Genomic DNA, 24,520 nt, shown 5'->3' with positions numbered 1-24,520 from the left:
TGTATTGATGGATATCAAGCTGGGGCGGTAGCGGATCCAGCAAACTGGACGCTACAGCCGCAGGATGCCGGACATGTCGACGCCCCCTCATACCTCTCGTTTCTTCGCCCTCGCCCTGCTGGCGGTCCTGTTGGCCGCCGGCGGGTTCGGCTACTGGAAGTCCCGACATGACCGCCTGCCGGAAGGCCTGAGCATGGGCAACGGGCGCCTCGAAGCCACCGAAGTTCAGATCGCCAGCAAGACCCCCGGTCGCCTGGCCGAAGTGCTTGCCAATGAGGGCGACAAGGTCGTCAAAGGCCAGCTACTGGCGCGCATGGACACCCGTACCCTGGAAGCCCAGCGCAACCAGGCCGAAGCCGAAGTACTGCGGGCCCGGGAAAATCTCGCGGCCACCGAGGCCAATGTACAGCTGCGCCAGAGCGAACAATTGCTCGCCCACCAGGAACTCCAGCGGACCCGGGAACTGTTCAAGCGTGGTTTTGCCAGCGGCCAGGTCATCGACCAACAGCAGGCCCGCATGGACACTGCCAACGCCGCGGTCAATGCGGCCCGGGCCCAGGTATCGGCGGCAAACGCCGCCATCGGCGCGACCCTCGCCCAGGTGGCCCAACTGACCAGCGAAATCGACGACAGCCGCTTGCGCGCGCCCATCGACGGCGTGATCCAACTGCGCCTGGCCGAGCCGGGCGAAGTGCTGGGTGCTGGCGGACGGGTGCTGCTGATGATCGATCCGAACGACCAGTACATGAACCTCTACCTGCCGGCCTCCGTGGCCGGGAAACTGGCGGTCGGCGACGAAGCACGCGTGCTGCTCGACGCCCTGCCCGAGCGACCGCTGCCGGCCACGATCAGCTTCGTCGCGGCAAAATCCCAATTCACCCCCAAGGAAGTCGAAACCCGTGACGAACGCCAGAAGCTGGTGTTCCGCGTCAAGGTACGCCTGACCCGGCCCGGCGAGGTGCCCCAGGCCAAACCCGGCATGCCGGGTGCCGGCTACCTGCGCACGGCCCCCATCGACTGGCCGGCCAACCTGCAATGAACGCCGGCGGCGGCGAACCGGCGCTGCGCGCCTCGGGCCTCAAGCACCGCTACGGCGCCCATGCCGCCCTGGACGACATCGCTTTCCATCTGCCCGCCGGTACTCGCTGCGGCCTGATCGGCCCGGACGGGGCCGGCAAGTCGAGCCTGCTGGGATTGATTGCCGGGGTGAAGAAGCTCCAGCACGGCGAACTGGACGTACTGGGTGCATCGATCGAGGACCGGCATCATCGCAACACCCTCTACCGACGTATCGCCTTCATGCCTCAAGGACTGGGGGGCAACCTTTATCCTGATCTGTCGATACGCGAGAACATCCGGTTTTTCGGCACGCTGTTCGGACTATCGCGGGCGGAATGCGAACAACGCATGGGCACGCTGCTGCTGGCGACCGACCTGCAGCGTTTTGCCGACCGCCCGGCGGGCAAGTTGTCCGGCGGCATGAAACAGAAGCTCGGCCTGTGTTGCGCACTGATCCACGAGCCGGATCTGCTGATTCTCGACGAACCCACCACTGGCGTGGACCCGCTGTCGCGGCGACGCTTCTGGGAACTGATAGAAGACGTGCGCCGCCAACGACCGCAACTGACCCTGCTGGTCGCCACGGCCTACATGGAAGAAGCCGAACAATTCGAGCATTGCCTGATGCTCGATAACGGTCGCTTGATCGCCCAGGGATTGAGCGCGGACCTGGCCGCTGTCACGCCGGACGGCAAGCTCGACTCGGCCTTCACCCATTTCCAGGGCGACAGCGGTCACGACGCCGAACCGCTGACGATCCCTCCCAGGGGCGACGGCACCGCCGACATTGCCATCGAAGCCCATGACCTCACCTTGCGCTTCGGTGATTTCACCGCGGTCGATCACGTCAGCTTCGCGATTGGTCGTGGTGAGATTTTCGGTTTCCTGGGCTCCAACGGTTGCGGCAAGACCACCACCATGAAAGTGCTGACCGGGCTGATGCCTGCCAGCGAAGGCAGCGCCCGCCTGCTGGGCAACCCGGTCAACGCCAAGGACCTCGCCACTCGCAAACGGGTAGGCTTCATGTCCCAGAGCTTCTCGCTGTATGGCGAGCTGAGCGTGCGCCAGAACCTGACCTTGCACGCGAAACTGTTCGACCTGCCCAAGACCGAAAGCACCAGCCGCATCGAAGACTTGATCCAACGTTTCAAGTTGCAGGACCTCGCCGACCAGCCTTCCGGGGCATTGCCCCTGGGCCTGCGCCAGCGTTTGTCCCTGGCGGTGGCGGTGCTGCATCGCCCGGAAGTGCTGATCCTCGACGAGCCGACCTCCGGCGTCGATCCGGCCGCCCGGGATGACTTCTGGCGCCTGCTGATCGAGTTGTCTCGCGAACAGGGCGTGACGATTTTCCTCTCCACGCACTTCATGAACGAAGCCCAGCGCTGTGACCGTATTTCGCTGATGCACGCCGGCAAAGTCCTGGCCTGCGACACGCCAGCGGCCCTGCAGGCGCAGTTCAACGGCCAGACCCTGGAAGCCGCGTTCGTCACCTGCCTGGAACAGGCCCAGGGCGAGGCACAGCAAGACGCCACCCCCGTGGCCCTCGACCAGGCCGACACCCCGCGGGACCGGCACGGCCTCAGCCTGGGTCGCCTGTTGGCCGTCGCCAGCCGAGAAGGCAAGGAACTGTTGCGGGACAAAGTGCGAATGGCATTCGCCCTGCTCGGTGCCCTGTTCATGATGGTGATCTTCGGCTACGGCATCTCCCTGGACGTGGAAAAACTCGCCTTCGCCGTGTTCGACCAGGATCAGAGCCCACAAAGTCGCACCTACCTGGAGGCTTTTCGCAGCTCGCGCTATTTCGAAGAGCAACCGGCTATCCGCGACGCCAACGAACTGCATCGACGCCTGCAACGCTCGGAAATCAAGCTGGCCCTGGAAATACCGCCCGGTTTCGGTCGCGACCTGTACGCCGGCCGGCAACCCACCGTCGGCGCCTGGTTGGACGGCGGCATGCCGTTCCGCGCCGAGACCAGTCGCAACTACGTCGAGGCCGTGCACCTGGCCAACCTCGAACAATGGGCCGAACAGAGCAGCCCGGCGCGCCCCCCGCACACCGCGGCCAAGCTGGAAACCCGGTTTCGCTACAACCAGGACGTGGTCAGTGTGAATGCCATCGGGCCGGGGGTCATGGCACTGATCCTCGCGTTCATTCCCGCCATGTTGACGGCCCTGGGCATCGTGCGGGAGAAAGAACTGGGATCGATCACCAACTTCTATGCCACGCCGCTGACCCGCCTGGAGTTCCTGCTGGGTAAACAGGCCCCCTACCTGGTCATCAGCCTGGTCAACCTGGCCCTGCTGACGGCCATGAATCGCTGGCTGTTCGGCGTGCCGTTCAAGGGCAGCGGCCTGACGCTGGCACTGGGCGGCCTGCTCTACGTGCTGGCGACCACCAGCATGGGCTTGTTGATCTCGGCGTTCACCCGCACCCAGATCGCCGCGATCCTCGGCACCATGATCATCACCAGCCTGCCGACCATCCAGTTCTCCGGGCTGATCGTGCCGCGCTCGTCCCTGGAAGGCGCAGCGTCAGTGATGGGCCAGTTGTTCCCCGCCGGCCATTTCCTGGACATCGCCGTCGGCACCTTCACCAAGGCCCTGGATCTGCGCCAGCTATGGCCGCAATGCCTGGCGTTGTTCGGGTTCTTCCTGGGGTTCACCGGGCTCAGCCTGGTCATGCTGAAGAAGCAGGAGGCCTGATGCGCACGCTTTCACACATCTGGCGCCTGGGCCTCAAGGAACTGACCAGCTTGCGGTACGACTCTGTCCTGCTGCTGTTTTTGGCTTACGCTTTCACCGTGGCGATCTATATGCCGGCCGCAGGCTCAGTGATTGGCGTTCACAACGCCAGCGTGGCGGTGGTGGATGAAGACCAGAGCCATCTCTCGCGCCAGCTGGCCCAGGTGCTGCAACCGCCGGAATTTCAAACCCCGGTCGCGCTGCCCTATGCCGAACTGGACAAGGTCATGGACAGTGGGCGCTACACCTTTGTCATCAACGTGCCCGCCAACTTCCAGGCCGACCTCCTCGCCGGACGCGAACCGGCGTTGCAGCTCAACGTCGATGCCACGGCGATGAGCCAGGCATTCATGGGCGCCGGCTACATTGGGCGGATTTTCCAACAGGAATTGCTGACCTACAGCGGCCAGGCGCAAGCGAGCGAACAAACGCCGGTGAAGCTGACCACCCGCGCGCTGTTCAACACCAACCTTGAGGGTGGATGGTTTCTGGCGGTAATCCAGATCGTCAACAACATCACCATCCTGGCCATCATCCTGACCGGAACCGCACTGCTGCGCGAGCGCGAGCACGGCACCCTCGATCACTTGCTGGTGCTGCCACTGACGGCGCTGGAGATCATGCTGGCGAAAATCTGGAGCAACATGCTGGTGGTCGTGCTGTGCACCTGGGTGTCGCTGGAGATCATCGTCAAGTTCGCCCTGGGTGTGCCGCTGGCCGGTTCCATGTTGCTGTTCCTGCTGGTGACGGCGCTCTACCTGTTCGCCAGCACCGCCCTGGGTATCTTTCTCGCCACCCTGGCGCGCTCGACACCGCAGTTCGGCTTGCTGTCGATCCCGGTGATCATCCCGATGCTGTTGTTGTCCGGCGGCAGCACTCCGCTGGACAGCATGCCGCAATGGCTGCAATGGGTGATGCAAGGCTCGCCTTCGACCCATTTCGTCAGCCTCAGCGCGGCGATCCTGTTCCGTGACGCAGGGGTTGGCGTGGTCTGGCCAGACCTGTTGGCACTGGCGGTCATCGGGCTGTCGTTCTTCGCTATCGCCCTGGGGCGTTTTCGTAAAAGCCTGGCCTCTTGATAAAAAAAAGCCTTGGGCAGGCCCTGGAAACCCAGGCCCTGTCCAAGGCTGTGTGCCAGCACTTATTGAATGATCAGGTTGTTGAACAACAGATCATCCACCATCGGCTTGCCGGTCTCGTCGTTCATCACCTGCTGGGTCTGCTTCAAGGCTTCCTGACGCAGCTTTTCCTTGGCTTCGAGGTTGTTCATCGTCTCGGTGGTTTGCTGGGCGAACAACGCCACCAATTGGTTACGAATCAGCGGCTCGTTGGCCTTGACCGCCGCAGCGGCCGCGTCACCGGTCACGCGCAGGGCCACATCGGCCTTGTAGACCTTCAGCTTCGCCGTGCCGTCCAAGCCATAGTTGCCCACGAATGGCGGGCTGAGGGTGATGTAACTGACTTTCGGTGCCTCGCCCTCTTTCGCTTCCTTGGCCTCTTCGGCCATTGCCGCCACAGGCAACGACAGGGCCAGCATCAACATGATCCGCGCTTTCACAATTGACTCCTCATCCGGTTTGCGGCCCAGCATACCGCCCCACCGTTCAAGCACAAGCTTATGGCCGGCTATCAGGGCGGGGCATGCTCGTTGACCCGTTGTCTCTCACACCTACACTTATCGGCCATCACTCCCAAAGGAATAGCCCTGATGAAAGCCGTGCTGTGCAAAGAATTCGGCCCCGCCGAATCGCTGGTGCTGGAAGACGTCGCCAGCCCCGTCGCCAAGAAGAACGAAGTGCTGCTGGACGTGCACGCCGCCGGGGTGAATTTCCCTGACACACTGATCATCGAGGGCAAATATCAATTCAAGCCCCCCTTCCCGTTTTCCCCCGGTGGCGAAGCGGCGGGCGTGGTCAGCGAGGTGGGTGAGAAAGTCAGCCACTTGAAGGTCGGCGACCGGGTGATGGCGCTGACCGGCTGGGGCAGCTTTGCCGAACAAGTGGCGGTGCCAGGCTACAACGTGTTGCCGATTCCCGCGTCCATGGACTTCAACACCGCCGCCGCCTTCAGCATGACGTATGGCACCTCGATGCACGCCCTCAAGCAACGGGCCAACCTGCAACCCGGCGAAACCTTGCTGGTGCTCGGCGCCTCCGGTGGCGTTGGCCTGGCGGCCGTGGAAATCGGCAAGGCCATGGGCGCCCGGGTCATCGCCGCCGCCAGCAGAGCGGAGAAACTTGCCGTAGCCAAGGCAGCCGGCGCCGACGAACTGATCAACTACAGCGAAACCAGCCTGAAGGATGAAATCAAGCGCCTTACCGACGGCCAGGGCGCCGATGTGATCTACGACCCGGTGGGTGGCGACCTGTTCGACCAGGCCATCCGCGCCATCGCCTGGAACGGCCGGCTGCTGGTGGTGGGCTTCGCCAGCGGACGCATCCCCGAACTGCCGGTGAACCTGGCGCTGCTCAAGGGCGCCGCCGTGGTGGGCGTATTCTGGGGCTCCTTCGCCCAACGCCAACCCCAGGACAACGCCGCCAACTTCCAGCAATTGTTCGGCTGGTTCGCCGAAGGCAAGCTCAAGCCGCTGGTGTCGCAGGTATACCCGCTGAGCAACGCGGCACAAGCCATCAATGATCTTGGCCAACGCAAGGCAGTCGGAAAAGTGGTGGTTCAGGTTCGCTGATTGCTTACCCAAACTGTTTCATACCGGGCCGTAACCCTGCGACCCGGTTTCGCCATCCCCATACCGCCCTTCATTTATACCTGAGCGACATGTTCATAAAAGAACACCGTATCTCCAACATTCCTGCTTTTTTGTTGATGCGAACCGATGCTATTTTCGGTAACGAAACTGTAACATTCGCATCCGCAGTCAAAACAAGAAATCTGGAGCTCTTGAATGTTTGCTTTCTTTCGCCCCGCCGCCCATCAGGCCCCATTGCCTGAAGAAAAAATAGACAGCACCTACCGATGCCTTCGCTGGCAGATCTTCGCCGGGATATTCATTGGCTACGCAGGGTATTACCTGCTGCGCAAGAACTTCTCCCTGGCCATGCCGTACCTGATCGACGAGGGCTATACCCGTGGCCAGTTGGGCCTGGCCATGTCGGCCATCGCCATTGCCTACGGGCTGTCGAAGTTCCTGATGGGCCTGGTGTCCGACCGCTCCAACCCGCGCTACTTCCTGCCCTTCGGCTTGTTGGTATCGGCGGGGGTGATGTTCGTGTTCGGTTTCGCACCCTGGGCAACCTCCAGCGTGACCATGATGTTCATCCTGCTGTTCATCAACGGCTGGGCCCAGGGCATGGGTTGGCCGCCAAGCGGACGGACCATGGTGCACTGGTGGTCGCAGAAGGAGCGTGGCGGCGTGGTTTCGGTGTGGAACGTGGCGCACAACGTCGGCGGCGGCCTGATCGGCCCGCTGTTCCTGCTGGGAATGGGTTGGTTCAACGACTGGCACGCGGCATTCTATGTGCCCGCTGCCGTAGCGCTCGTCGTTGCGGTGTTTGCCTTCGTGACCATGCGTGACACGCCGCAATCCGTGGGCCTGCCGCCCATCGAGAAATACAAGAACGACTACCCCGAAGGCTACGACGCGAGCCACGAGAACGAATTCAGCGCCAAGGAAATTTTCGTCAAATACGTGCTGCGCAACAAAATGCTCTGGTACATCGCCATGGCCAACGTCTTCGTCTACCTGCTGCGCTACGGCGTGCTGGACTGGGCGCCGACCTACCTCAAGGAAGCCAAGGGCTTCACGGTGGACAAGAGTTCCTGGGCCTATTTCTTCTACGAGTGGGCGGGCATTCCCGGCACGCTGCTGTGTGGCTGGATGTCGGACAAGATCTTCCGTGGCAACCGTGGCCTGACCGGCATGGTGTTCATGGCCCTGGTGACCGTGGCCACGCTGGTGTACTGGCTGAACCCGGCCGGCAACCCGACCGTCGACATGATCGCCCTGGTTTCCATCGGCTTCCTGATCTACGGCCCGGTGATGTTGATCGGTTTGCAGGCATTGGAACTGGCACCGAAGAAAGCCGCCGGTACAGCTGCCGGCTTCACTGGTCTGTTTGGTTACCTGGGTGGCTCGGTCGCGGCCAGCGCCGCCATGGGCTACACCGTGGACCATTTCGGCTGGGACGGTGGCTTTGTGCTGCTGATCGGCGCCTGCCTGCTGGCAATGGCATTCCTCGCGCCCACGCTGTGGCACAAGCAAATAGCCAGTCAGAGCCGCGAAGCGGTCGCCTGATCCAGCGCTGATTTGCAGCGCTTGAGCCGCGCCTCCAGATTCCGGTCTGGCATGGCGTGGCTGCGCAGGGCGTGGACGGTCTGCTCGACGTAATCGCGAGTGGTGCCGTAACGCCCACAGGCGCTTTCGAACACCTGGCTCAGCACATGGTCCGGCACGTTGCCGGCATAGCTGGGCAGGTGCCGCTCCAGCACAAAACCCAAGGCTTGTACCCGGCTGCCATCCTCGAGACGGCAACTGAGCCAGTGCGGACGATAGGACGGGACCGGCATCTCGCGCTGCCACAGGGCAAACAGCGAGTCCTCGAGATTCTCTTCCGGCAATCGGTAGGCGAACCCGCTGCACGAACCGCCGCGATCCAGCCCGAACACCAGCCCCGGCAACTCCGGGGTGCCGCGGTGCTCATGGGACCACAGGTACAAACCGCGATGATAACCATGGACCCGACCGCGCATGCGCTGCACCGCCGTGCATTCCGGCCGCCAGATCAATGAACCGTACGCGAACAGCCAGACCGGACCGCCCTGGTGGAGACTCATGGTCAATTGCATCGAGGCGAGCAATTGCTCACGGGTCAGCTGCGGCCCCAGCTCGAGTCGTGGCGGGTACAAGGCACAGGTAATGGCGGATTCGATAGCGGTCATGGCCGGTAGCGGTTGGCTCCTCGCGAGTCGGAAAGTGAATGGGGTTCGTCATGGGGTTGACGTTCACAGGGATCAAGGCAAGTTAAATGCCATCCACTCCCTATATACGTTATCGGTATCTAGCCTTGAGACTAAATATCGAAACGAAATATATGCAGTTATATCGATGGGTCGACATGGGCTGTTGTGTCGCGAGGGCGCTTGCTCCCGCTGGACTGCATAGGAGGCGGTTGCTGCGCAACCGAGCGGGAGCAAGCGCCCTCGCCACAAAAAGCGCACGATCCAGATCACAAAAGCGCATGAATCCAGATTTCAGGTCAGCCGCTAAGCCCGCGGCGCATAGGCAAACACATCGGCGCGCATCTGGTGGGCATCCATGCCGGCTTCGACCAATGCATCGAGCGTGGCGTAGATCATGGCCGGCGAGCCGCTGGCGTAGACGTGCACGCCGGAAAGATCGCTGAGGTCCTCGCACACCGCTTCATGGAGCATCCCGCAGCGACCTTCCCAGCCGCACAAGTCGCTGACGACTTTGTGCAGGAACAGGTTCGGCAGTTTTTTCCATTCGTCCCAATGCTCGATTTCATAGAAATCGTCCGGCCGCCGCACGCCCCAGTACAGGTGCACCGGGTGCTTGAAGCCCGCAGCACGGCAATGCTCGATCAGGCTGTGCATCTGCGCCATGCCGGTTCCGGCGGCGATCAGCACCAACGGTCCGTCCGGCAACTCGGACAAATGCGTGTCGCCAAAAGGCATTTCGATGCGCACGCTGGGGTTGCGTTGCAGTTGTTCCAGCAGCGCCTGTGCACTGCTTTCGCGCACCAACACATGCAGCTGCAGCTCGCGCCCGGAATGCGGCGCCGAGGCCAGGGAGAACGCCGATTTTTCGCCGTTTTCCCGTTCGATCATCAGGTACTGCCCGGCGTGATAGCGCGGTGGCTTGCCCGCTGGCGCCCGCAGGCGCACTCGCCAGACATCGCCGCCCACGTCGGCGCACTCGATCACCTGGCACGCCAGGTTGCGTACCGGTAGCTCGCCCGGCGACAGCACGCCATCCCACAACACCACGCAATCCTCCAACGGCTCGGCGATGCACGTGAAGATCTCACCGTGGTCGCGCACCTCGCCCGCCTGTTCCACACGGCCTTCCACCAACAACGCACCACAGACGTGGCAGTTGCCGTTGCGGCAGCTTTGCGGGCATTCATAGCCCAGGCGCCGCGCGCCATCGAGAATCCGCTCGGCGGGCCGTATCTCCAGCACCGCCCCGGAAGGCTGCAAGGTTACACGCATCAATCTATTCCTAACTGATTCCAGATGGCATCGATCCGTTGGGTAACGGCTTCATCCTTGACGATAACCCGGCCCCACTCGCGAGTGGTCTCACCGGGCCATTTATGCGTGGCATCGAGTCCCATCTTCGACCCCAGGCCAGACACCGGCGAGGCGAAGTCGAGGTAGTCGATCGGCGTATTCTCGATCATCACCGTGTCGCGCTTGGGGTCCATGCGCGTGGTGATGGCCCAGATCACGTCGTTCCAGTCCCGTGCGTTGATATCGTCGTCAGTGACGATAACGAACTTGGTGTACATGAACTGTCGCAAAAACGACCAGACCCCGAGCATCACGCGCTTGGCATGCCCCGGATACGACTTCTTCATGGTCACCACGGCCATGCGATACGAACAACCTTCCGGCGGCAGGTAGAAGTCGGTGATTTCCGGAAACTGCTTCTGCAGGATCGGCACGAACACTTCGTTCAGCGCCACCCCGAGAATGGCCGGCTCATCGGGTGGACGGCCGGTGTAGGTGCTGTGGTAGATCGGCTTGACCCGATGGGTGATGCGCTCGACGGTGAACACGGGGAAGCTGTCCACTTCGTTGTAGTAGCCGGTGTGGTCGCCGTACGGACCTTCATCGGCCATTTCGCCGGGATGGATCACACCTTCAAGAATGATCTCGGCGGTGGCCGGCACTTGCAAGTCGTTGCCACGGCATTTCACCAGCTCGGTACGGTTGCCCCGCAACAGGCCGGCGAACGCGTATTCGGAAAGGCTGTCGGGCACGGGCGTGACGGCGCCGAGGATGGTCGCCGGGTCCGCGCCCAGGGCCACCGACACCGGGAAGGGCTGGCCGGGGTGTTTCTCACACCACTCACGGTAGTCCAATGCACCGCCGCGATGACTCAGCCAGCGCATGATGACCTTGTTGCGGCCAATCACCTGCTGACGGTAGATGCCCAGGTTCTGGCGGTCCTTGTTCGGGCCTTTGGTGACGGTCAGGCCCCAGGTGATCAGCGGCCCCACGTCGCCCGGCCAGCAGGTCTGCACCGGGAGCATGGCCAGGTCGACGTCGTCGCCCTCGATGACCACTTCCTGGCAGATCGCGTCCTTGACGACTTTCGGCGCCATGGCAATGATCTTGCGGAAAATCGGCAGCTTGGACCAAGCATCCTTCAGGCCTTTCGGCGGCTCGGGCTCCTTGAGGAAGGCCAGCAGCTTGCCGATCTCGCGCAATTCGCTGACGGCTTCGGCACCCATGCCCAGGGCCACGCGCTCCGGCGTGCCGAACAGGTTCCCCAGCACCGGAATGTCATAACCCGTCGGGTTTTCGAACAACAGCGCCGGGCCTTTTGCGCGCAGGGTGCGGTCGCAGACCTCGGTCATTTCCAGGACAGGAGACACCGGCACCTGGATGCGCTTGAGTTCGCCGCGCTGTTCCAGCCCGCTGATAAAGTCGCGCAAGTCGCGATACTGCATGCAAAAGCCTCATGGTGGCCGTGGCGTTCGGGGGCCCGAGTTTAACGCCGCCCGTCCAGAATAGTGAATGCACAGATAGCAAAAAGCCGGGTTTCCCCGGCTCTTGCTGGCCTGTCTTGGCGATTTACTTGCGTTTCATCGACAGGAAGAACTCATCGTTGGTCTTGGTCGTCTTCAGCTTGTCGACCAGGAACTCGATGGCGGCGACTTCATCCATCGGATGCAGCAGCTTGCGCAGGATCCACATGCGCTGCAACTCATCGTCGGCGGTCAGCAACTCTTCGCGGCGCGTGCCGGAACGGTTGATGTTGATGGCCGGGAAGACACGCTTCTCGGCGATACGACGATCCAGAGGCAGCTCCATGTTGCCGGTGCCCTTGAATTCCTCGTAGATCACTTCGTCCATCTTCGAACCGGTTTCAACCAGCGCGGTGGCGATGATGGTCAGCGAACCGCCTTCCTCGATGTTCCGCGCGGCGCCGAAGAAACGCTTCGGTTTTTCCAGCGCATGGGCATCGACACCACCGGTCAGCACCTTGCCGGAGCTCGGGATCACGGTGTTGTAGGCACGGGCCAGACGGGTGATGGAGTCCAGCAGGATCACCACGTCTTTCTTGTGTTCGACCAGGCGCTTGGCCTTCTCGATCACCATTTCGGCAACCTGCACGTGGCGGGTTGGCGGCTCGTCGAACGTCGAGGCGACCACTTCGCCGCGCACGGTGCGCTGCATCTCGGTCACTTCTTCCGGACGTTCGTCGATCAGCAACACGATCAGGTGAACTTCAGGGTTGTTACGGGCGATGTTGGCCGCGATGTTCTGCAGCATGATCGTCTTGCCCGCTTTCGGCGGCGCCACGATCAGGCCACGCTGGCCCTTGCCGATGGGTGCGCACAGGTCGATGACACGACCGGTGAGGTCTTCGGTGGAACCGTTGCCGGCTTCCATCTTCATGCGCACGGTCGGGAACAGCGGGGTCAGGTTCTCGAAGAGAATCTTGTTTTTCGCGTTTTCCGGACGGTCAAAGTTGATCGTGTCGACCTTGAGCAGGGCGAAATAACGTTCGCCTTCCTTCGGAGGGCGGATCTTGCCAACGATGGTGTCACCGGTGCGCAAGTTGAAGCGACGGATCTGGCTCGGCGAGACGTAGATATCGTCTGGACCGGCGAGATAGGAAGCGTCTGCGGAGCGAAGGAAGCCGAAGCCGTCCTGGAGAATCTCCAGCACGCCATCACCGGAGATTTCCTCGCCGCTTTTCGCGTGCTTCTTGAGCAGGGAGAAAATCACGTCCTGCTTGCGCGAACGGGCCATATTTTCTATGCCCATCTGTTCGGCCAATTCGAGCAGTTCGGTAATCGGCTTTTGCTTGAGTTCAGTCAGATTCATATAGGAATGACGTAATCATTTATGGAGGGGGGAAATTAAGCTTTTGGCTTAATGAGGCCGCGCCGCAGAGAAGGCGACAGGATCGCGTACTTATTCGAAAGGAGAGCGTCGGCGACGGCTTGCAGGGGGCAATGGAGAAACCAGTGCGGGGCCGAATGTAACACCTGGGTTTGCAAGCGTCTAGCCCCGGATAACGAAAAAGCCCCGCGATTTGCGGGGCTTTTTCAGTGGCATTCGGCGCTTAGATGTTGGCGTCGAGGAAAGCAGCCAGTTGCGACTTCGACAACGCACCGACCTTGGTGGCTTCGACGTTGCCATTCTTGAACAGCATCAGGGTCGGGATACCACGCACGCCGTGCTTGGCCGGAGTCTCCTGGTTTTCGTCGATGTTCAGCTTGGCAACGGTCAGCTTGCCCTTGTAGGTCTCGGCAATCTCGTCCAGGACTGGGGCGATCATTTTGCAGGGACCGCACCACTCAGCCCAATAGTCGACCAGTACCGCGCCTTCGGCCTTGAGTACGTCAGCTTCGAAGCTAGCGTCGCTAACGTGTTTGATCAGATCGCTGCTCATGGAAATCTCCGGGGTCATCAGCAAAAAAACGTGGCCCATCATAGCGGCCCTTCCCGGGTTCAGGAAGCCGCAGTTGATTGAGTCTCGCTATGGCGCAAGATGTATTTGAGTATGACCCGGCTCATGAAGCCGTGGGCGCGACGAACGAAATCCCGGTACGCAGCGCAGCGTTACGTACATGTTCCTGCATGGCTTTTTGCGCGGCAGCAGAAGCCCGACGGGCCAGGGCGCGAAGGATCTTGCGGTGCTCTTGCCAGGTTTCCATCGCCCGCTCCGCCCGGATGAACGGTAGTTTCTGGCTTTCCAGGAATATATCGGCGCTGGCGGTAAGGATGCTCAGCATCGCCTGGTTGCCGCTGGCCAGCAGGATTCGCCGATGGAATTCGAAATCCAGCCGCGCGGCGGCGTCAAAATCGCCGACCTTCAACTCCCGGCGCATGGCTTCGACATTGTCTTGCAACCGGTCGAGTTCATCGGCGCTGAGCGTCACCGCCGCCAACCCCGCCGCAAAGCCCTCCAGGGCGTAGCGCAACTGGAAGATGTCCACCGGCGAAGCCTGGGCCGCGAACGGCCAGCCCGGCGCCGACTCGGTGCGCGGGGACTCTACCGGCGCCTGCACGAACACCCCCTTGCCCGGCTGCACGCTGATCATGCCCAAGGCACTCAGGGAGGACAGCGCTTCGCGCAACGACGCCCGGCTCACGCCCAGTTGCAGCGCCAGGTCCCGTTGCGACGGCAACGCATCGCCTGGGCCGAAGCCTTCATCGACGATCAGTTTGCGGATGGCTTGCAGAGCCACTTCAGGAACGGCACGAGCGATGGAATTCATGATTTTTTCAGACGAACCGGGCCAGTGAGCGGCTAGTTGTAAAGCTATTCGCCGCGCCCGGCAAGTCGTGCCCCAGCAGGGTTCGGCGACAAATGCCGACGCCCGATAACGGTGCGAAACACGATGCAACTGTTCAGACCAGTAAGACCGCTGCCCACCAGCAAAACCGTGGCTTTGGCCAATTAAAAGTCGCCTTGGCATGGCCTGTGCTCTGTCCGAACGCAGAAATCACATCACCGATTGCGGAGATTCGCCATGATTCAGCGTTGCAGTGTCCTGCTCACAGCCCTGTTTGCCAGCCTGATGCTTTGTCAGTTGCCCGCCCACGCCGATGGCCTGGAAGACGTGGTCAAGCGTGGCACCCTCAAGGTCGCCGTGCCCCAGGACTTCCCGCCATTCGGTTCGGTCGGCCCGGACATGAAACCCCGCGGCCTGGATATCGACACCGCAAAATTGCTGGCCGACCAGCTCAAGGTCAAGCTTGAACTGACGCCGGTCAACAGCACCAACCGCATCCCCTTCCTGACCACTGGCAAGGTCGACCTGGTGATTTCCAGCCTGGGCAAGAACCCGGAACGGGAAAAAGTCATCGACTTCTCCAGTGCCTATGCGCCGTTCTACCTGGCCGTGTTCGGCCCGCCTGATGCCGCCATCAGCACCCTGGACGACCTCAAGGGCAAGACCATCAGCGTCACCCGTGGCGCCATCGAAGACATCGAGCTGACCAAGGTCGCCCCCGAAGGCACCACCATCAAGCGCTTCGAAGACAACAACTCGACCATCGCCGCCTACCTGGCCGGCCAGGTGGACCTGATCGCCAGCGGCAACGTGGTGATGGTCGCCATCAGCGAACGCAACCCCAAGCGTGTTCCGGCGCTGAAGGTGAAACTCAAGGACTCGCCGGTGTACGTGGGCGTGAACAAGAACGAGCCGGCGCTGCTGGACAAGGTCAACCAGATCCTGGCCACCGCCAAGACCGATGGCAGCCTGGAGAAGAATTCCCAGACCTGGCTCAAGCAGCCGCTGCCGGCCGATCTCTGACCGTCGCTTGAGAGGCTGAGCATGGCTTATCAGTTCGATTTTCTGCCGGTGGTGCAAAACACCGATCTGCTGCTGCGCGGTGCGCTGTTCACCCTGGAACTGACGGCCATCGGTACGTTGCTCGGGGTCGGCCTGGGCATCGTCGGGGCCGTGGTGCGGGCGTGGAACATTCGTCCGTTCGCGGCGATCTTCGGTGTGTACGTGGAATTGATCCGCAACACACCGTTCCTGGTGCAGTTGTTTTTCATCTTCTTCGGCTTGCCGTCCCTGGGCCTGCAGATTTCCGAATGGCAGGCGGCGGTGCTGGCGATGGTGATCAACCTCGGCGCCTACTCCACCGAGATCATCCGCGCCGGTATCCAGGCGATCCCTCGGGGGCAATTGGAAGCGGCTGCGGCCCTGGCCATGAGCCGCTTCGAGGCCTTCCGCCACGTGGTGCTGCTGCCGGCATTGGGCAAGGTCTGGCCGGCCCTGAGCAGCCAGATCATCATCGTGATGCTCGGCTCGGCGGTCTGTTCGCAGATCGCCACCGAAGAGTTGAGCTTTGCCGCCAACTTCATTCAGTCGCGCAACTTCCGCGCCTTTGAAACCTACGCACTGACCACGCTGATCTATTTGTGCATGGCGCTGCTGATCCGCCAGTTCCTGAACTGGGTGGGGCGCCGCTACATTGCCAGGAGCGGCCAATGAGCGATTTCACTTTCTGGGACGTGGTGCGCAACCTGCTCACCGGCCTGCAATGGACCCTGGCGCTGTCGCTGGTGGCGTTTATCGGCGGCGGCGTAATCGGCCTGCTGGTGATGGTGCTGCGCATCTCCAAAAGCGCCCTGCCCCGCAACATCGCCCGCACCTACATCGAGCTGTTCCAGGGCACGCCGCTGTTGATGCAACTGTTCCTGGTGTTCTTCGGCGTGGCCCTGGCCGGAGTAGAGATTTCTCCGTGGATGGCGGCGGCCATTGCCCTGACGCTGTTTACCAGTGCCTACCTGGCGGAGATCTGGCGCGGTTGTGTCGACTCGATTTCCAACGGCCAGTGGGAAGCCTCGGCGAGCCTGGCCCTCAACCCGCTGGAGCAGTTGCGCTACGTGATCCTGCCCCAGGCCCTGCGCATCGCCGTGGCGCCGACCGTGGGCTTTTCCGTGCAGGTGGTCAAAGGCACAGCCGTGACTTCGATCATTGGCTTTACCGAACTGACCAAGACCGGCGGCATGCTCGCCAACGCCACGTTCGAGCCGTTCATGGTCTATGGCCTGGTCGCCCTCGGTTACTTCCTGCTCTGCTACCCCTTGTCCCTCAGTGCGCGCTACCTGGAAAGGAGACTGCATGCCTCTGCTTAGAATTACCGCCCTGCATAAATACTACGGCGATCATCACGTGCTCAAAGGCATCGACCTGACCGTCGAGGAAGGCCAGGTGGTGGCGATCATCGGCCGTAGCGGCTCGGGCAAATCCACCTTGCTGCGCACCCTCAATGGCCTGGAGTCGATCAACGACGGCGTGATCGAAGTCGACGGCGAATACCTCGATGCCGCCCGCGCCGACCTGCGCAGCCTGCGGCAGAAAGTCGGAATGGTGTTCCAGCAATTCAACCTGTTCCCGCACCTGACGGTGGGCGAGAACGTGATGCTCGCGCCGCAAGTTGTTCAAAAAGTGCCCAAGGCCAAGGCGGCCGAGCTGGCGCGGCAGATGCTGGAGCGGGTCGGGCTTGGGGAGAAATTCGATGCCTTCCCCGACCGGCTGTCCGGCGGCCAGCAGCAACGGGTGGCGATTGCCCGCGCGCTGGCGATGTCGCCGAAAGTGCTGCTGTGCGACGAAATCACCTCGGCCCTGGACCCGGAACTGGTCAATGAAGTGCTCAGCGTGGTGCGGCAACTGGCCAAGGAAGGCATGACCCTGATCATGGTCACCCACGAAATGCGTTTCGCCCGGGAAGTGGGCGACAAACTGGTGTTCATGCACCAGGGCAAGGTGCATGAGGTGGGCGACCCCAAGGTGCTGTTCGCCGATCCGCAGACCGCGGAGCTGGCGAATTTCATCGGGACCGTCGAGCCGGCCTGATGCTCGCGGCCAAAGAGCTCTTGTGGCGAGGGAGCTTGCTCCCGCTCGGCTGCACTGTAGGAGCTGCCGAAGGCTGCGATCTTTTGAACTTCCGCTTGAGACTCAAGCGTCTGGGGAAAGATCGCAGCCTCGCTTCGCTCGGCAGCTCCTACGGGCCCAGCGGGAGCAAGCTCCCTCGCCACGGGAACTGCTCTGGCTCAAGGGTTTGGTTCAGGTGCGTTGGCGTAAGCGGTCGATCGTGGCAGGATGGCGAGGTTATCGACCGAGACTTTTTGACCATGCCGCAATCCCAAGCCAAGAATCTGTCCCTGATCGCCGCCATCGACCTGGGCTCCAACAGCTTCCACATGGTCGTCGCCAAGGCCCAGAACGGGGAAATCCGCATTCTTGAGCGGCTCGGCGAGAAGGTCCAACTGGCCGCCGGCATCGACGAAGAACGCAAGCTCAGCGAAGAATCCATCCAGCGCGGGCTCGATTGCCTCAAGCGGTTTGCCCAACTGATCAACGGTATGCCCCTGGGCGCGGTGCGGATCGTCGGCACCAACGCCCTGCGCGAGGCGCGCAACCGTGGCGAATTCATCCGTCGCGCCGAAGAGATCCTCGGCCATCCGGTGGAAGTCATCTCCGGCCGTGAAGAAGCCCGCCTGATCTACCTTGGCGTCTCCCACACCCTGGCCGACACCCCGGGCAAGCGCCTGGTGGCGGACATCGGTGGTGGCAGTACCGAATTCATCATCGGCCAGCGCTTCGAACCGCTGTTGCGCGAAAGCCTGCAGATGGGCTGCGTCAGCTACACCCAGCGTTATTTCCGCGACGGCAAGATCACCCCGGCCCGCTACGCCCAGGCCTACACTGCGGCGCGCCTGGAAATCATGAGCATCGAACACGCCCTGCACCGCCTGACCTGGGACGAAGCCATCGGCTCCTCCGGGACCATTCGCGCCATCGGCCTGGCGCTCAAGGCTGGCGGCCACGGTACTGGCGAGGTCAACGCCGAGGGCCTGGCCTGGCTCAAGCGCAGGGTGTTCAAGCTCGGTGAAGCGGACAAGATCGATTTCGAAGGCATCAAGCCCGACCGCCGGGCGATTTTCCCGGCGGGCCTGGCGATCCTCGAAGCGATTTTCGACGCCCTCGAACTGCAACGCATGGACCACTGCGAGGGCGCTCTGCGCGAAGGCGTGCTCTACGACCTGTTGGGGCGTCATCATCACGAAGACGTGCGTGAGCGCACCCTGGGCTCGCTCATGGAGCGTTATCACGTCGACCTGGAGCAGGCCGCACGAGTCGAACGCAAGGCACTGCATGCCTTCGACCAGGTGGCCGATGACTGGGACTTGAACGACGGGGTCTGGCGCGAACTGCTGGGCTGGGCCGCCAAGGTCCATGAAGTGGGCCTGGACATTGCCCACTATCACTACCACAAGCATGGCGCCTACCTGATCGAGCACTCGGACCTGGCGGGCTTCTCCCGGGAAGACCAGCAGATGCTCGCGCTATTGGTGCGCGGCCATCGGCGCAACATTCCCAAGGATAAATTCGCCGAGTTCGGCGATGACGGCATCAAGCTGATTCGCCTGTGCGTGCTGCTGCGCTTTGCGATCCTGTTCCACCACATCCGTGGCACCCAGGAAATGCCCCAGGTCGCCCTGCATGCCGACGGCGATCAACTGGACGTGATGTTCCCCGACGGATGGCTGGAAGAAAACCAGCTGACCCAGGCCGACTTCGCCCAGGAAGCCGAGTGGCTGACCCGGGTCGGGATTGTGCTGAACATTCACTGAGCCCCGCCACAACACAGATCTCTGTGGCGAGGGAGCAAGCTCCCTCGCCACACAAACCAAGCCTGCCTCCCCTGTTTTTTAACGAACCGCCAACACCGGGCTGCTCAAGCGCTCCAGCAACGTCGCCTGGGCGCTGCGCGGGTTCTGGTTGCCGGTCGGCGTGTTGCGGATGTAACGGCCATCCGACTGCAGGCTCCAGCTATGGGTGTTGTCGGTGAGGTAGCTTTCCAATTCCTTCTTGACCCGCAGGATCAGCTTCTTGCCTTCCACCGGGAAGCAGGTCTCGACCCGCTTGTCGAGGTTGCGCTCCATCCAGTCGGCGCTGGACAGGAACATCTGCTCCTCCCCGCCGTTGAGGAAGTAGAACACCCGGGTATGCTCCAGGAACCGCCCGATGATCGAGCGTACATGGATGTTGTGGGACACCCCCGGGATGCCCGGCCGCAGGCAGCACATGCCCCGCACCACCAGGTCGATGCGCACGCCCGACTGGCTGGCCTTGTACAACGCACGGATGATCTTCGGATCGGTCAGCGAGTTGAACTTGGCAATGATGTGGGCCGGCTTGCCGTCCAGGGCGAACTGCGTCTCCCGGGCGATCATGTCGAGCATGCCCTTTTTCAAGGTGAACGGCGCGTGCAGCAGTTTCTTCATGCGCAGGGTCTTGCCCATGCCGATCAACTGGCTGAACAGCTTGCCGACGTCTTCGCACAAGGCATCGTCGGAGGTCAGCAGGCTGTAGTCGGTGTACAGGCGGGCGTTGGCGGCGTGGTAGTTGCCGGTGCCCAAGTGGGCGTAACGCACGATCTCACCGGCCTCGCGGCGCAGGATGAGCATCATCTTGGCGTGCGTCTTGAAGCCGACCACGCCATAGATCACCACCGCGCCGGCCGCTTGCAGGCGGCTGGCCAGTTGCAGGTTGGATTCTTCGTCGAAACGGGCGCGCAATTCGATCACCGCCGTGACTTCCTTGCCGTTTCGCGCCGCGTCCACCAGGGCATCGACGATTTCCGAATTGGCGCCGCTGCGGTACAGGGTCTGGCGCACCGCCAGGACATGAGGGTCCTTGGCGGCCTGGCGCAGCAGGTCGACCACCGGCGTGAACGACTCGAACGGGTGCAACAGCAGGATGTCCTGCTTGCTGATCACGCTGAAAATGTTCTCGCTGTTTTGCAGCAGTTTCGGGATCTGCGGCGTGAACGGCAGGTATTGCAGTTCCGGGTGGCTGTCCAGGCCGGTAATGCTGAACAGTCGGGTCAGGTTGACCGGACCGTTGACCTGATACAGCTCGGTCTCGTGCAGGTTGAACTGCTTGAGCAAGTAGTCGGACAGGTGTTTCGGGCAGGTGTCGGCCACCTCCAGGCGCACCGCATCGCCGTAGCGACGGGAGAACAACTCGCCGCGCAGGGCGCGGGCCAGGTCTTCGACGTCCTCGGTGTCCACCGACAGGTCGGCGTTACGCGTCAGGCGGAACTGGTAGCAACCCTTCACCTTCATGCCCTGGAACAAGTCATCGGCGTGGGCGTGGATCATCGACGACAGGAACACATAGTTGTCGCCGGGGCCACCGACATCTTCCGGCACACGGATGATGCGCGGCAACAGGCGCGGCGCTGGAATGATCGCCAGGCCGGAATCGCGACCGAAGGCGTCGATCCCTTCCAGTTCAACGATGAAGTTCAGGCTCTTGTTGACCAGCAGCGGGAACGGGTGCGTCGGATCGAGACCGATCGGCGTGATGATCGGCGCGATCTCGTCGCGGAAATAGCGGCGCACCCAGGTCTTGATCTTGGTGTTCCAGTAGCGCCGGCGGATGAAGCGCACCTGGTGCTTTTCCAGCTCCGGCAACAGGATGTCGTTGAGGATCGCGTATTGCCGGTCCACATGGCCGTGGACCAGCTCGCTGATGCGGGCCAGGGCCTGGTGCGGTTGCAAGCCGTCGGCACCCGCCTGTTCACGGGCGAAGGTGATCTGCTTCTTCAGGCCGGCCACGCGGATTTCGAAGAACTCATCCAGGTTGCTGGAAAAGATCAGCAGGAATTTCAGCCGTTCCAACAGCGGATAGGACTCGTCCAGCGCCTGCTCCAGCACGCGGATGTTGAACTGCAGTTGCGACAGCTCGCGATGGATGTACAGGCTGCTGTCATCCAGGTTCGGAATGGCAATCGCCGGCGCCGGGGCGGGCTCGATGACGGCCGGGGGAGCGGGCTCCAGCTCCGGCGGTGTTTCGGCAACTTGCTCGACCACGGGTTGAGCGTCTTTTACGGCAACTTCGGAGAGTCCTTCGGTATTCATCGCAAGTTCCTGGGAGGCTATTTCTGCTCTCGTAACAATTGGGCGGCGCGCACGGCAAAGTAAGTCAGGATGCCATCGGCACCTGCGCGTTTGAAAGCGGTCAAGGACTCCAGAATCACCCCTTCGCCCAACCAACCGTTCTGGATCGCGGCCATGTGCATGGCGTACTCGCCGCTGACCTGATAAACAAAGGTCGGCACCTTGAATTCGTCTTTGACCCGGCAAAGAATGTCGAGGTAGGGCATGCCAGGCTTGACCATGACCATGTCTGCACCCTCTGACAAGTCAGCCGCCACTTCGTGCAAGGCTTCCTGACTGTTGGCCGGGTCCATCTGATAAGAGGCCTTGTTGGCCTTGCCCAGGTTCAGGGCCGAGCCGACCGCATCGCGGAACGGGCCGTAATAGGCGCTGGCGTACTTGGCCGAATAGGCCATGATCCGCACGTTGACGTGACCGGCCACCTCGAGGGCTTCGCGGATCGCCTGGATGCGCCCGTCCATCATGTCCGAGGGGGCCACCACCTGGGCACCGGCCTCGGCGTGGGACAGCGCCTGCCTGACCAGTGCATCGACGGTAATGTCGTTCTGCACGTAGCCCTCTTCATCGAGGATACCGTCCTGCCCGTGGGTGGTGAACGGGTCCAGCGCCACGTCGGTGATCACCCCCAGCTCCGGGAAACGCGCACGCAGGGCACGCGTCGCACGTTGGGCGATGCCCTCCGGGTTCCAGGCTTCGGCGGCGTCCAGGGACTTGAGCGCCGGTGGCGTGACCGGGAACAGGGCCAGCGCCGGAATGCCCAGCTCGACCCAATGGGCGGCTTCTTCGAGCAGCAGGTCGATGGTCAGGCGTTCCACCCCGGGCATCGACGCCACCGCTTCGCGACGGTTCTCACCGTCCAGCACGAATACCGGCAGGATCAGGTCATCGGTGGTCAGCACGTTTTCACGCACCAGCCGACGAGAGAACTCATCACGGCGATTGCGACGCAGGCGGGTAGCAGGGAACAGACGATTGGCGGGGGTAAAGCTCACGGCAGACTCCTGAGCCCGCAGACGGGCGAGCGTGACAGTTATAAGCGGACATTATGACGAACGTGTGACAGTTGTGCTAAGGCGCGACCGGTAGTCGCAGTCATTGTCTTCTGTAGGAATTGTTCACGTCGAGACACATTTCGATACTTTCCTGAATGTGCCTGAAGGGTTAGGCTGCGCGTTCATTTCGCCAGCACCCAGACAATGCTCCAACAATTTCTGCATGACTTCGGCTACTTGGCCTTGTTTATCGGCACGTTCTTCGAAGGCGAAACCATCCTCGTGCTCGCAGGTTTCCTGGCGTTCCGTGGCTATATGGACATCAACCTGGTAGTGGTCGTGGCTTTCTGCGGCAGCTACGCGGGCGATCAGCTGTGGTATTTCCTGGGACGCAAGCACGGCCGCAAGCTCCTGGCGCGCAAGCCGCGTTGGCAGTTGATGGGAGATCGCGCGCTGGAGCACATCCGCCGGCATCCAGACATCTGGGTGCTGAGCTTCCGCTTCGTCTATGGCCTGCGCACGGTGATGCCGGTAGCGATCGGCCTGTCAGGCTACCCGCCGGGCCGCTACCTGTTGCTCAACGGCATCGGTGCGGCGATCTGGGCCACGGCCCTGGCCGCTGCCGCGTACCACTTCGGCGCCGTGCTGGAAGGCATGTTGGGCAGCATCAAGAAATATGAGCTGTGGGTACTCGGCGCGTTGCTGGTGCTGGGCCTGGTCCTGTGGTTGCGCCGACGCATCAAGAATGCGCGGCTGGCCAGGAAAGTCCTCGAAGCCGAACGCCTGGAACAAGCCAGGTCCGACGCACCTACGACGCCAACCGAGTAAACCGGCTGCGGCAGCAATACAGCCCGATGCCACTGAGCAGGCTGTAGCTGAGCAGCCCGACCCAGGCCACAGCGCTGGCCGGCCACAACCCGGCCAAGGGCGCCAGCCACACCAGCGGCAGGTTCGAGGCCAGCCGCAACAGCTCCAGTTTCAGCGCCCACGGGCGATTCTCCAGGGCCACGCCCAACACGAACAGACCGAACGCCACCGCGCCCCACCCCAGCACCAGGGCGGCGACCGGCAGGCTGCTTTCAAGGTTCATCAAATAACTGCCCAAGGCAATGTAGACGCAGAACTGCAGCCCCACGTACCACTGCTGGCGCGGGTCCAGCGGCACGGTGAATTTGCGGAACTGGCTCAGGTCCGGCTTGTTCAGCGGGTACTGGGCCGCGACGTCCGCCGGACGCCAGCCGGTGGGCATGAACCAGATCCGCAGCTTGTCCCACCAGCGCCCGGTCCGCCGCGCATCGGCCCACAGCTGTGCATAGAACTGCAGGTTGGCCCACAACGGATTCCAACTCGCCAGCGGCGTGGTCACGCCAAAAATCACCGGTTCGTTATCGTCTTCTTCTTGGAAGGTGCCAAATAGACGGTCCCAAATAATGAACACCCCGCCGTAGTTGCGATCCATGTAGAGAGGGTTCTGTGCATGGTGGGCACGATGATTGGACGGCGTCACGAAGCACCACTCCAGCCAGCCGAGCTTGGGAATGTGCTGGGTGTGGACCCAGAACTGGTACAGCAGATTCAACGCCGCGACGCTGACGAAGACCACCAGCGGCACGCCCAGCACGGCGAGCGGGACGTAGAAGACCCAGCTCAACAGGAACCCGGTGCTGGTCTGGCGCAACGCGGTGGACAGGTTGTAGTCCTCGCTTTGGTGGTGAACCGAATGGGCGGCCCAGAGGATGTTGCGCTCATGGCCCATGCGGTGCAGCCAGTAGTAACAGAGGTCGTAGAGCACGAACGCGAACACCCAGGTCCAGACCCGGTCGGCAGGCAGTTCGATAACGGCCAGGTGTTTCAGCGCAAAGGCATAGGTCAGCAGCCCCACGCCTTTGGTCAACAGCCCCGTGGTGGTCGACAGCACGCCGGTGCTCAAGCTGTTGATCGCGTCCGCCACGCGGTAGTGGCTCACACCCCGCCAGCGATCGGCCAGCAACTCGACGGCGATCAGCACGAAGAAGAACGGCACGGCATACAGGATGAAGTTCATGACGCAACCCAGGCACGCGAGGCAAGGAGA

The 24,520-nt window shown here is 62.1% G+C and carries 21 protein-coding genes; 11 read left to right on the top strand and 10 right to left on the bottom strand.

Features of this window, described 5'->3' with window-relative positions:
- Positions 1-73 precede the first annotated feature (73 nt).
- From IB266_RS22965 to IB266_RS22955, 3 genes are read left to right on the top strand one after another with little or no spacing between them, the layout of a single operon-like run.
- Positions 74-1,039, top strand: a complete 966-nt coding sequence (locus IB266_RS22965) for an HlyD family secretion protein (RefSeq protein ID WP_192262585.1) — start codon at positions 74-76, stop codon at positions 1,037-1,039.
- Positions 1,036-3,762, top strand: coding sequence for a ribosome-associated ATPase/putative transporter RbbA (gene rbbA, locus IB266_RS22960; protein ID WP_192262583.1), 2,727 nt, complete (start codon positions 1,036-1,038; stop codon positions 3,760-3,762). Before IB266_RS22965 ends, rbbA begins: the two co-directional genes overlap by 4 nt.
- Positions 3,762-4,880: an ABC transporter permease gene (locus IB266_RS22955; RefSeq protein ID WP_192262581.1), complete on the top strand. Its 1,119-nt coding sequence runs from the start codon at positions 3,762-3,764 to the stop codon at positions 4,878-4,880. Before rbbA ends, IB266_RS22955 begins: the two co-directional genes overlap by 1 nt.
- 62 nt (positions 4,881-4,942) lie before the next feature.
- On the opposite strand, the gene IB266_RS22950 is transcribed toward IB266_RS22955, so the two are convergent.
- Positions 4,943-5,359 (bottom strand): flagellar basal body-associated protein FliL, encoded by a 417-nt coding sequence (locus IB266_RS22950; RefSeq protein WP_060743112.1) that lies wholly within the window; start codon positions 5,357-5,359, stop codon positions 4,943-4,945.
- A gap of 150 nt (positions 5,360-5,509) precedes the next feature.
- Between IB266_RS22950 and IB266_RS22945 the strand changes: the two genes are divergently transcribed.
- Together IB266_RS22945 and glpT are read left to right on the top strand one after the other, a co-directional pair.
- Positions 5,510-6,487: an NADPH:quinone oxidoreductase family protein gene (locus tag IB266_RS22945; RefSeq protein WP_192262579.1), complete on the top strand. Its 978-nt coding sequence runs from the start codon at positions 5,510-5,512 to the stop codon at positions 6,485-6,487.
- Positions 6,488-6,703: 216 nt separating this feature from the next.
- Positions 6,704-8,053 carry a glycerol-3-phosphate transporter gene (gene glpT, locus IB266_RS22940; protein WP_192262577.1) on the top strand — a complete coding sequence of 450 codons (1,350 nt, stop codon included), beginning with the start codon at positions 6,704-6,706 and terminating at the stop codon, positions 8,051-8,053.
- Here the strand turns inward: glpT and IB266_RS22935 are convergent.
- From IB266_RS22935 to IB266_RS22910, 6 genes are all read right to left on the bottom strand, one after another.
- Positions 8,029-8,697 carry a gamma-glutamylcyclotransferase gene (locus IB266_RS22935; protein ID WP_192262575.1) on the bottom strand — a complete coding sequence of 223 codons (669 nt, stop codon included), beginning with the start codon at positions 8,695-8,697 and terminating at the stop codon, positions 8,029-8,031. The genes glpT and IB266_RS22935 overlap by 25 nt on opposite strands.
- 324 nt (positions 8,698-9,021) lie before the next feature.
- Positions 9,022-9,990 carry a CDP-6-deoxy-delta-3,4-glucoseen reductase gene (locus tag IB266_RS22930; protein ID WP_060740125.1) on the bottom strand — a complete coding sequence of 323 codons (969 nt, stop codon included), beginning with the start codon at positions 9,988-9,990 and terminating at the stop codon, positions 9,022-9,024.
- Positions 9,990-11,456, bottom strand: coding sequence for a 4-hydroxy-3-polyprenylbenzoate decarboxylase (gene ubiD, locus IB266_RS22925; RefSeq protein ID WP_024619800.1), 1,467 nt, complete (start codon positions 11,454-11,456; stop codon positions 9,990-9,992). Before ubiD ends, IB266_RS22930 begins: the two co-directional genes overlap by 1 nt.
- 124 nt (positions 11,457-11,580) lie before the next feature.
- Positions 11,581-12,840, bottom strand: a complete 1,260-nt coding sequence (rho, locus tag IB266_RS22920) for a transcription termination factor Rho (protein ID WP_003206716.1) — start codon at positions 12,838-12,840, stop codon at positions 11,581-11,583.
- A 241-nt stretch (positions 12,841-13,081) separates the two neighbouring features.
- Positions 13,082-13,411, bottom strand: coding sequence for a thioredoxin TrxA (gene trxA, locus IB266_RS22915; protein WP_003206727.1), 330 nt, complete (start codon positions 13,409-13,411; stop codon positions 13,082-13,084).
- A 121-nt stretch (positions 13,412-13,532) separates the two neighbouring features.
- Positions 13,533-14,240, bottom strand: a complete 708-nt coding sequence (locus tag IB266_RS22910) for a FadR/GntR family transcriptional regulator (RefSeq protein ID WP_192262573.1) — start codon at positions 14,238-14,240, stop codon at positions 13,533-13,535.
- Positions 14,241-14,495: 255 nt separating this feature from the next.
- Between IB266_RS22910 and IB266_RS22905 the strand changes: the two genes are divergently transcribed.
- The 5 genes from IB266_RS22905 to ppx all read left to right on the top strand — a co-directional run bounded on the left by IB266_RS22905 (position 14,496) and on the right by ppx (position 19,120).
- Positions 14,496-15,281: a transporter substrate-binding domain-containing protein gene (locus IB266_RS22905; RefSeq protein ID WP_060740122.1), complete on the top strand. Its 786-nt coding sequence runs from the start codon at positions 14,496-14,498 to the stop codon at positions 15,279-15,281.
- A 21-nt stretch (positions 15,282-15,302) separates the two neighbouring features.
- A complete protein-coding gene (locus IB266_RS22900) occupies positions 15,303-15,971 on the top strand; it encodes an amino acid ABC transporter permease (protein ID WP_192262571.1) in 669 nt (222 codons plus the stop codon).
- Positions 15,968-16,618, top strand: coding sequence for an amino acid ABC transporter permease (locus IB266_RS22895; protein WP_053126442.1), 651 nt, complete (start codon positions 15,968-15,970; stop codon positions 16,616-16,618). The genes IB266_RS22900 and IB266_RS22895 overlap by 4 nt, the downstream gene beginning before the upstream one ends.
- A complete protein-coding gene (locus IB266_RS22890) occupies positions 16,605-17,339 on the top strand; it encodes an amino acid ABC transporter ATP-binding protein (RefSeq protein WP_192262569.1) in 735 nt (244 codons plus the stop codon). The genes IB266_RS22895 and IB266_RS22890 overlap by 14 nt, the downstream gene beginning before the upstream one ends.
- Positions 17,340-17,617: 278 nt before the next feature.
- The gene (ppx, locus tag IB266_RS22885; RefSeq protein ID WP_192262567.1) at positions 17,618-19,120 is read left to right on the top strand and encodes an exopolyphosphatase; all 1,503 of its coding nucleotides are present in this window, start codon (positions 17,618-17,620) and stop codon (positions 19,118-19,120) included.
- Between the two features lie 78 nt (positions 19,121-19,198).
- Here the strand turns inward: ppx and ppk1 are convergent, their stop codons facing one another.
- On the bottom strand, positions 19,199-21,415 hold the full coding sequence (gene ppk1 / locus IB266_RS22880; RefSeq protein ID WP_060740118.1) for a polyphosphate kinase 1: 2,217 nt from the start codon (positions 21,413-21,415) through the stop codon (positions 19,199-19,201).
- Positions 21,416-21,432: 17 nt separating this feature from the next.
- Positions 21,433-22,446: a porphobilinogen synthase gene (gene hemB / locus IB266_RS22875; RefSeq protein ID WP_072405986.1), complete on the bottom strand. Its 1,014-nt coding sequence runs from the start codon at positions 22,444-22,446 to the stop codon at positions 21,433-21,435.
- A 204-nt stretch (positions 22,447-22,650) separates the two neighbouring features.
- On the opposite strand from hemB, the gene IB266_RS22870 reads away from it, so the two are divergent.
- Positions 22,651-23,274 (top strand): DedA family protein, encoded by a 624-nt coding sequence (locus IB266_RS22870; RefSeq protein WP_072405987.1) that lies wholly within the window; start codon positions 22,651-22,653, stop codon positions 23,272-23,274.
- Here IB266_RS22870 and IB266_RS22865 read toward each other — a convergent pair.
- Positions 23,255-24,490 carry a sterol desaturase family protein gene (locus tag IB266_RS22865; RefSeq protein ID WP_192262566.1) on the bottom strand — a complete coding sequence of 412 codons (1,236 nt, stop codon included), beginning with the start codon at positions 24,488-24,490 and terminating at the stop codon, positions 23,255-23,257. The two genes, IB266_RS22870 and IB266_RS22865, sit on opposite strands and share 20 nt — an antisense overlap.
- Positions 24,491-24,520: the final 30 nt, after the last annotated feature.

The organism is Pseudomonas sp. Pdm06 (genome assembly GCF_014851795.1).
In the GTDB taxonomy this organism is placed as follows: domain Bacteria; phylum Pseudomonadota; class Gammaproteobacteria; order Pseudomonadales; family Pseudomonadaceae; genus Aquipseudomonas; species Aquipseudomonas fluorescens_AA.
This window is presented reverse-complemented; position numbering and strand designations above follow the sequence as displayed.

Bases quoted from the DNA above. Each gene is read 5' to 3' on its own strand.
- IB266_RS22965 (WP_192262585.1), top strand. From the start codon at position 74: ATGTCGACGCCCCCTCATACCTCTCGTTTCTTCGCCCTCGCCCTGCTG.
- rbbA (WP_192262583.1), top strand. From the start codon at position 1,036: ATGAACGCCGGCGGCGGCGAACCGGCGCTGCGCGCCTCGGGCCTCAAG.
- IB266_RS22955 (WP_192262581.1), top strand. From the start codon at position 3,762: ATGCGCACGCTTTCACACATCTGGCGCCTGGGCCTCAAGGAACTGACC.
- IB266_RS22945 (WP_192262579.1), top strand. From the start codon at position 5,510: ATGAAAGCCGTGCTGTGCAAAGAATTCGGCCCCGCCGAATCGCTGGTG.
- glpT (WP_192262577.1), top strand. From the start codon at position 6,704: ATGTTTGCTTTCTTTCGCCCCGCCGCCCATCAGGCCCCATTGCCTGAA.
- IB266_RS22935 (WP_192262575.1), bottom strand. From the start codon at position 8,697: ATGACCGCTATCGAATCCGCCATTACCTGTGCCTTGTACCCGCCACGA.
- IB266_RS22930 (WP_060740125.1), bottom strand. From the start codon at position 9,990: ATGCGTGTAACCTTGCAGCCTTCCGGGGCGGTGCTGGAGATACGGCCC.
- ubiD (WP_024619800.1), bottom strand. From the start codon at position 11,456: ATGCAGTATCGCGACTTGCGCGACTTTATCAGCGGGCTGGAACAGCGC.
- rho (WP_003206716.1), bottom strand. From the start codon at position 12,840: ATGAATCTGACTGAACTCAAGCAAAAGCCGATTACCGAACTGCTCGAA.
- trxA (WP_003206727.1), bottom strand. From the start codon at position 13,411: ATGAGCAGCGATCTGATCAAACACGTTAGCGACGCTAGCTTCGAAGCT.
- IB266_RS22910 (WP_192262573.1), bottom strand. From the start codon at position 14,240: ATGAATTCCATCGCTCGTGCCGTTCCTGAAGTGGCTCTGCAAGCCATC.
- IB266_RS22905 (WP_060740122.1), top strand. From the start codon at position 14,496: ATGATTCAGCGTTGCAGTGTCCTGCTCACAGCCCTGTTTGCCAGCCTG.
- IB266_RS22900 (WP_192262571.1), top strand. From the start codon at position 15,303: ATGGCTTATCAGTTCGATTTTCTGCCGGTGGTGCAAAACACCGATCTG.
- IB266_RS22895 (WP_053126442.1), top strand. From the start codon at position 15,968: ATGAGCGATTTCACTTTCTGGGACGTGGTGCGCAACCTGCTCACCGGC.
- IB266_RS22890 (WP_192262569.1), top strand. From the start codon at position 16,605: ATGCCTCTGCTTAGAATTACCGCCCTGCATAAATACTACGGCGATCAT.
- ppx (WP_192262567.1), top strand. From the start codon at position 17,618: ATGCCGCAATCCCAAGCCAAGAATCTGTCCCTGATCGCCGCCATCGAC.
- ppk1 (WP_060740118.1), bottom strand. From the start codon at position 21,415: ATGAATACCGAAGGACTCTCCGAAGTTGCCGTAAAAGACGCTCAACCC.
- IB266_RS22870 (WP_072405987.1), top strand. From the start codon at position 22,651: ATGCTCCAACAATTTCTGCATGACTTCGGCTACTTGGCCTTGTTTATC.
- IB266_RS22865 (WP_192262566.1), bottom strand. From the start codon at position 24,490: ATGAACTTCATCCTGTATGCCGTGCCGTTCTTCTTCGTGCTGATCGCC.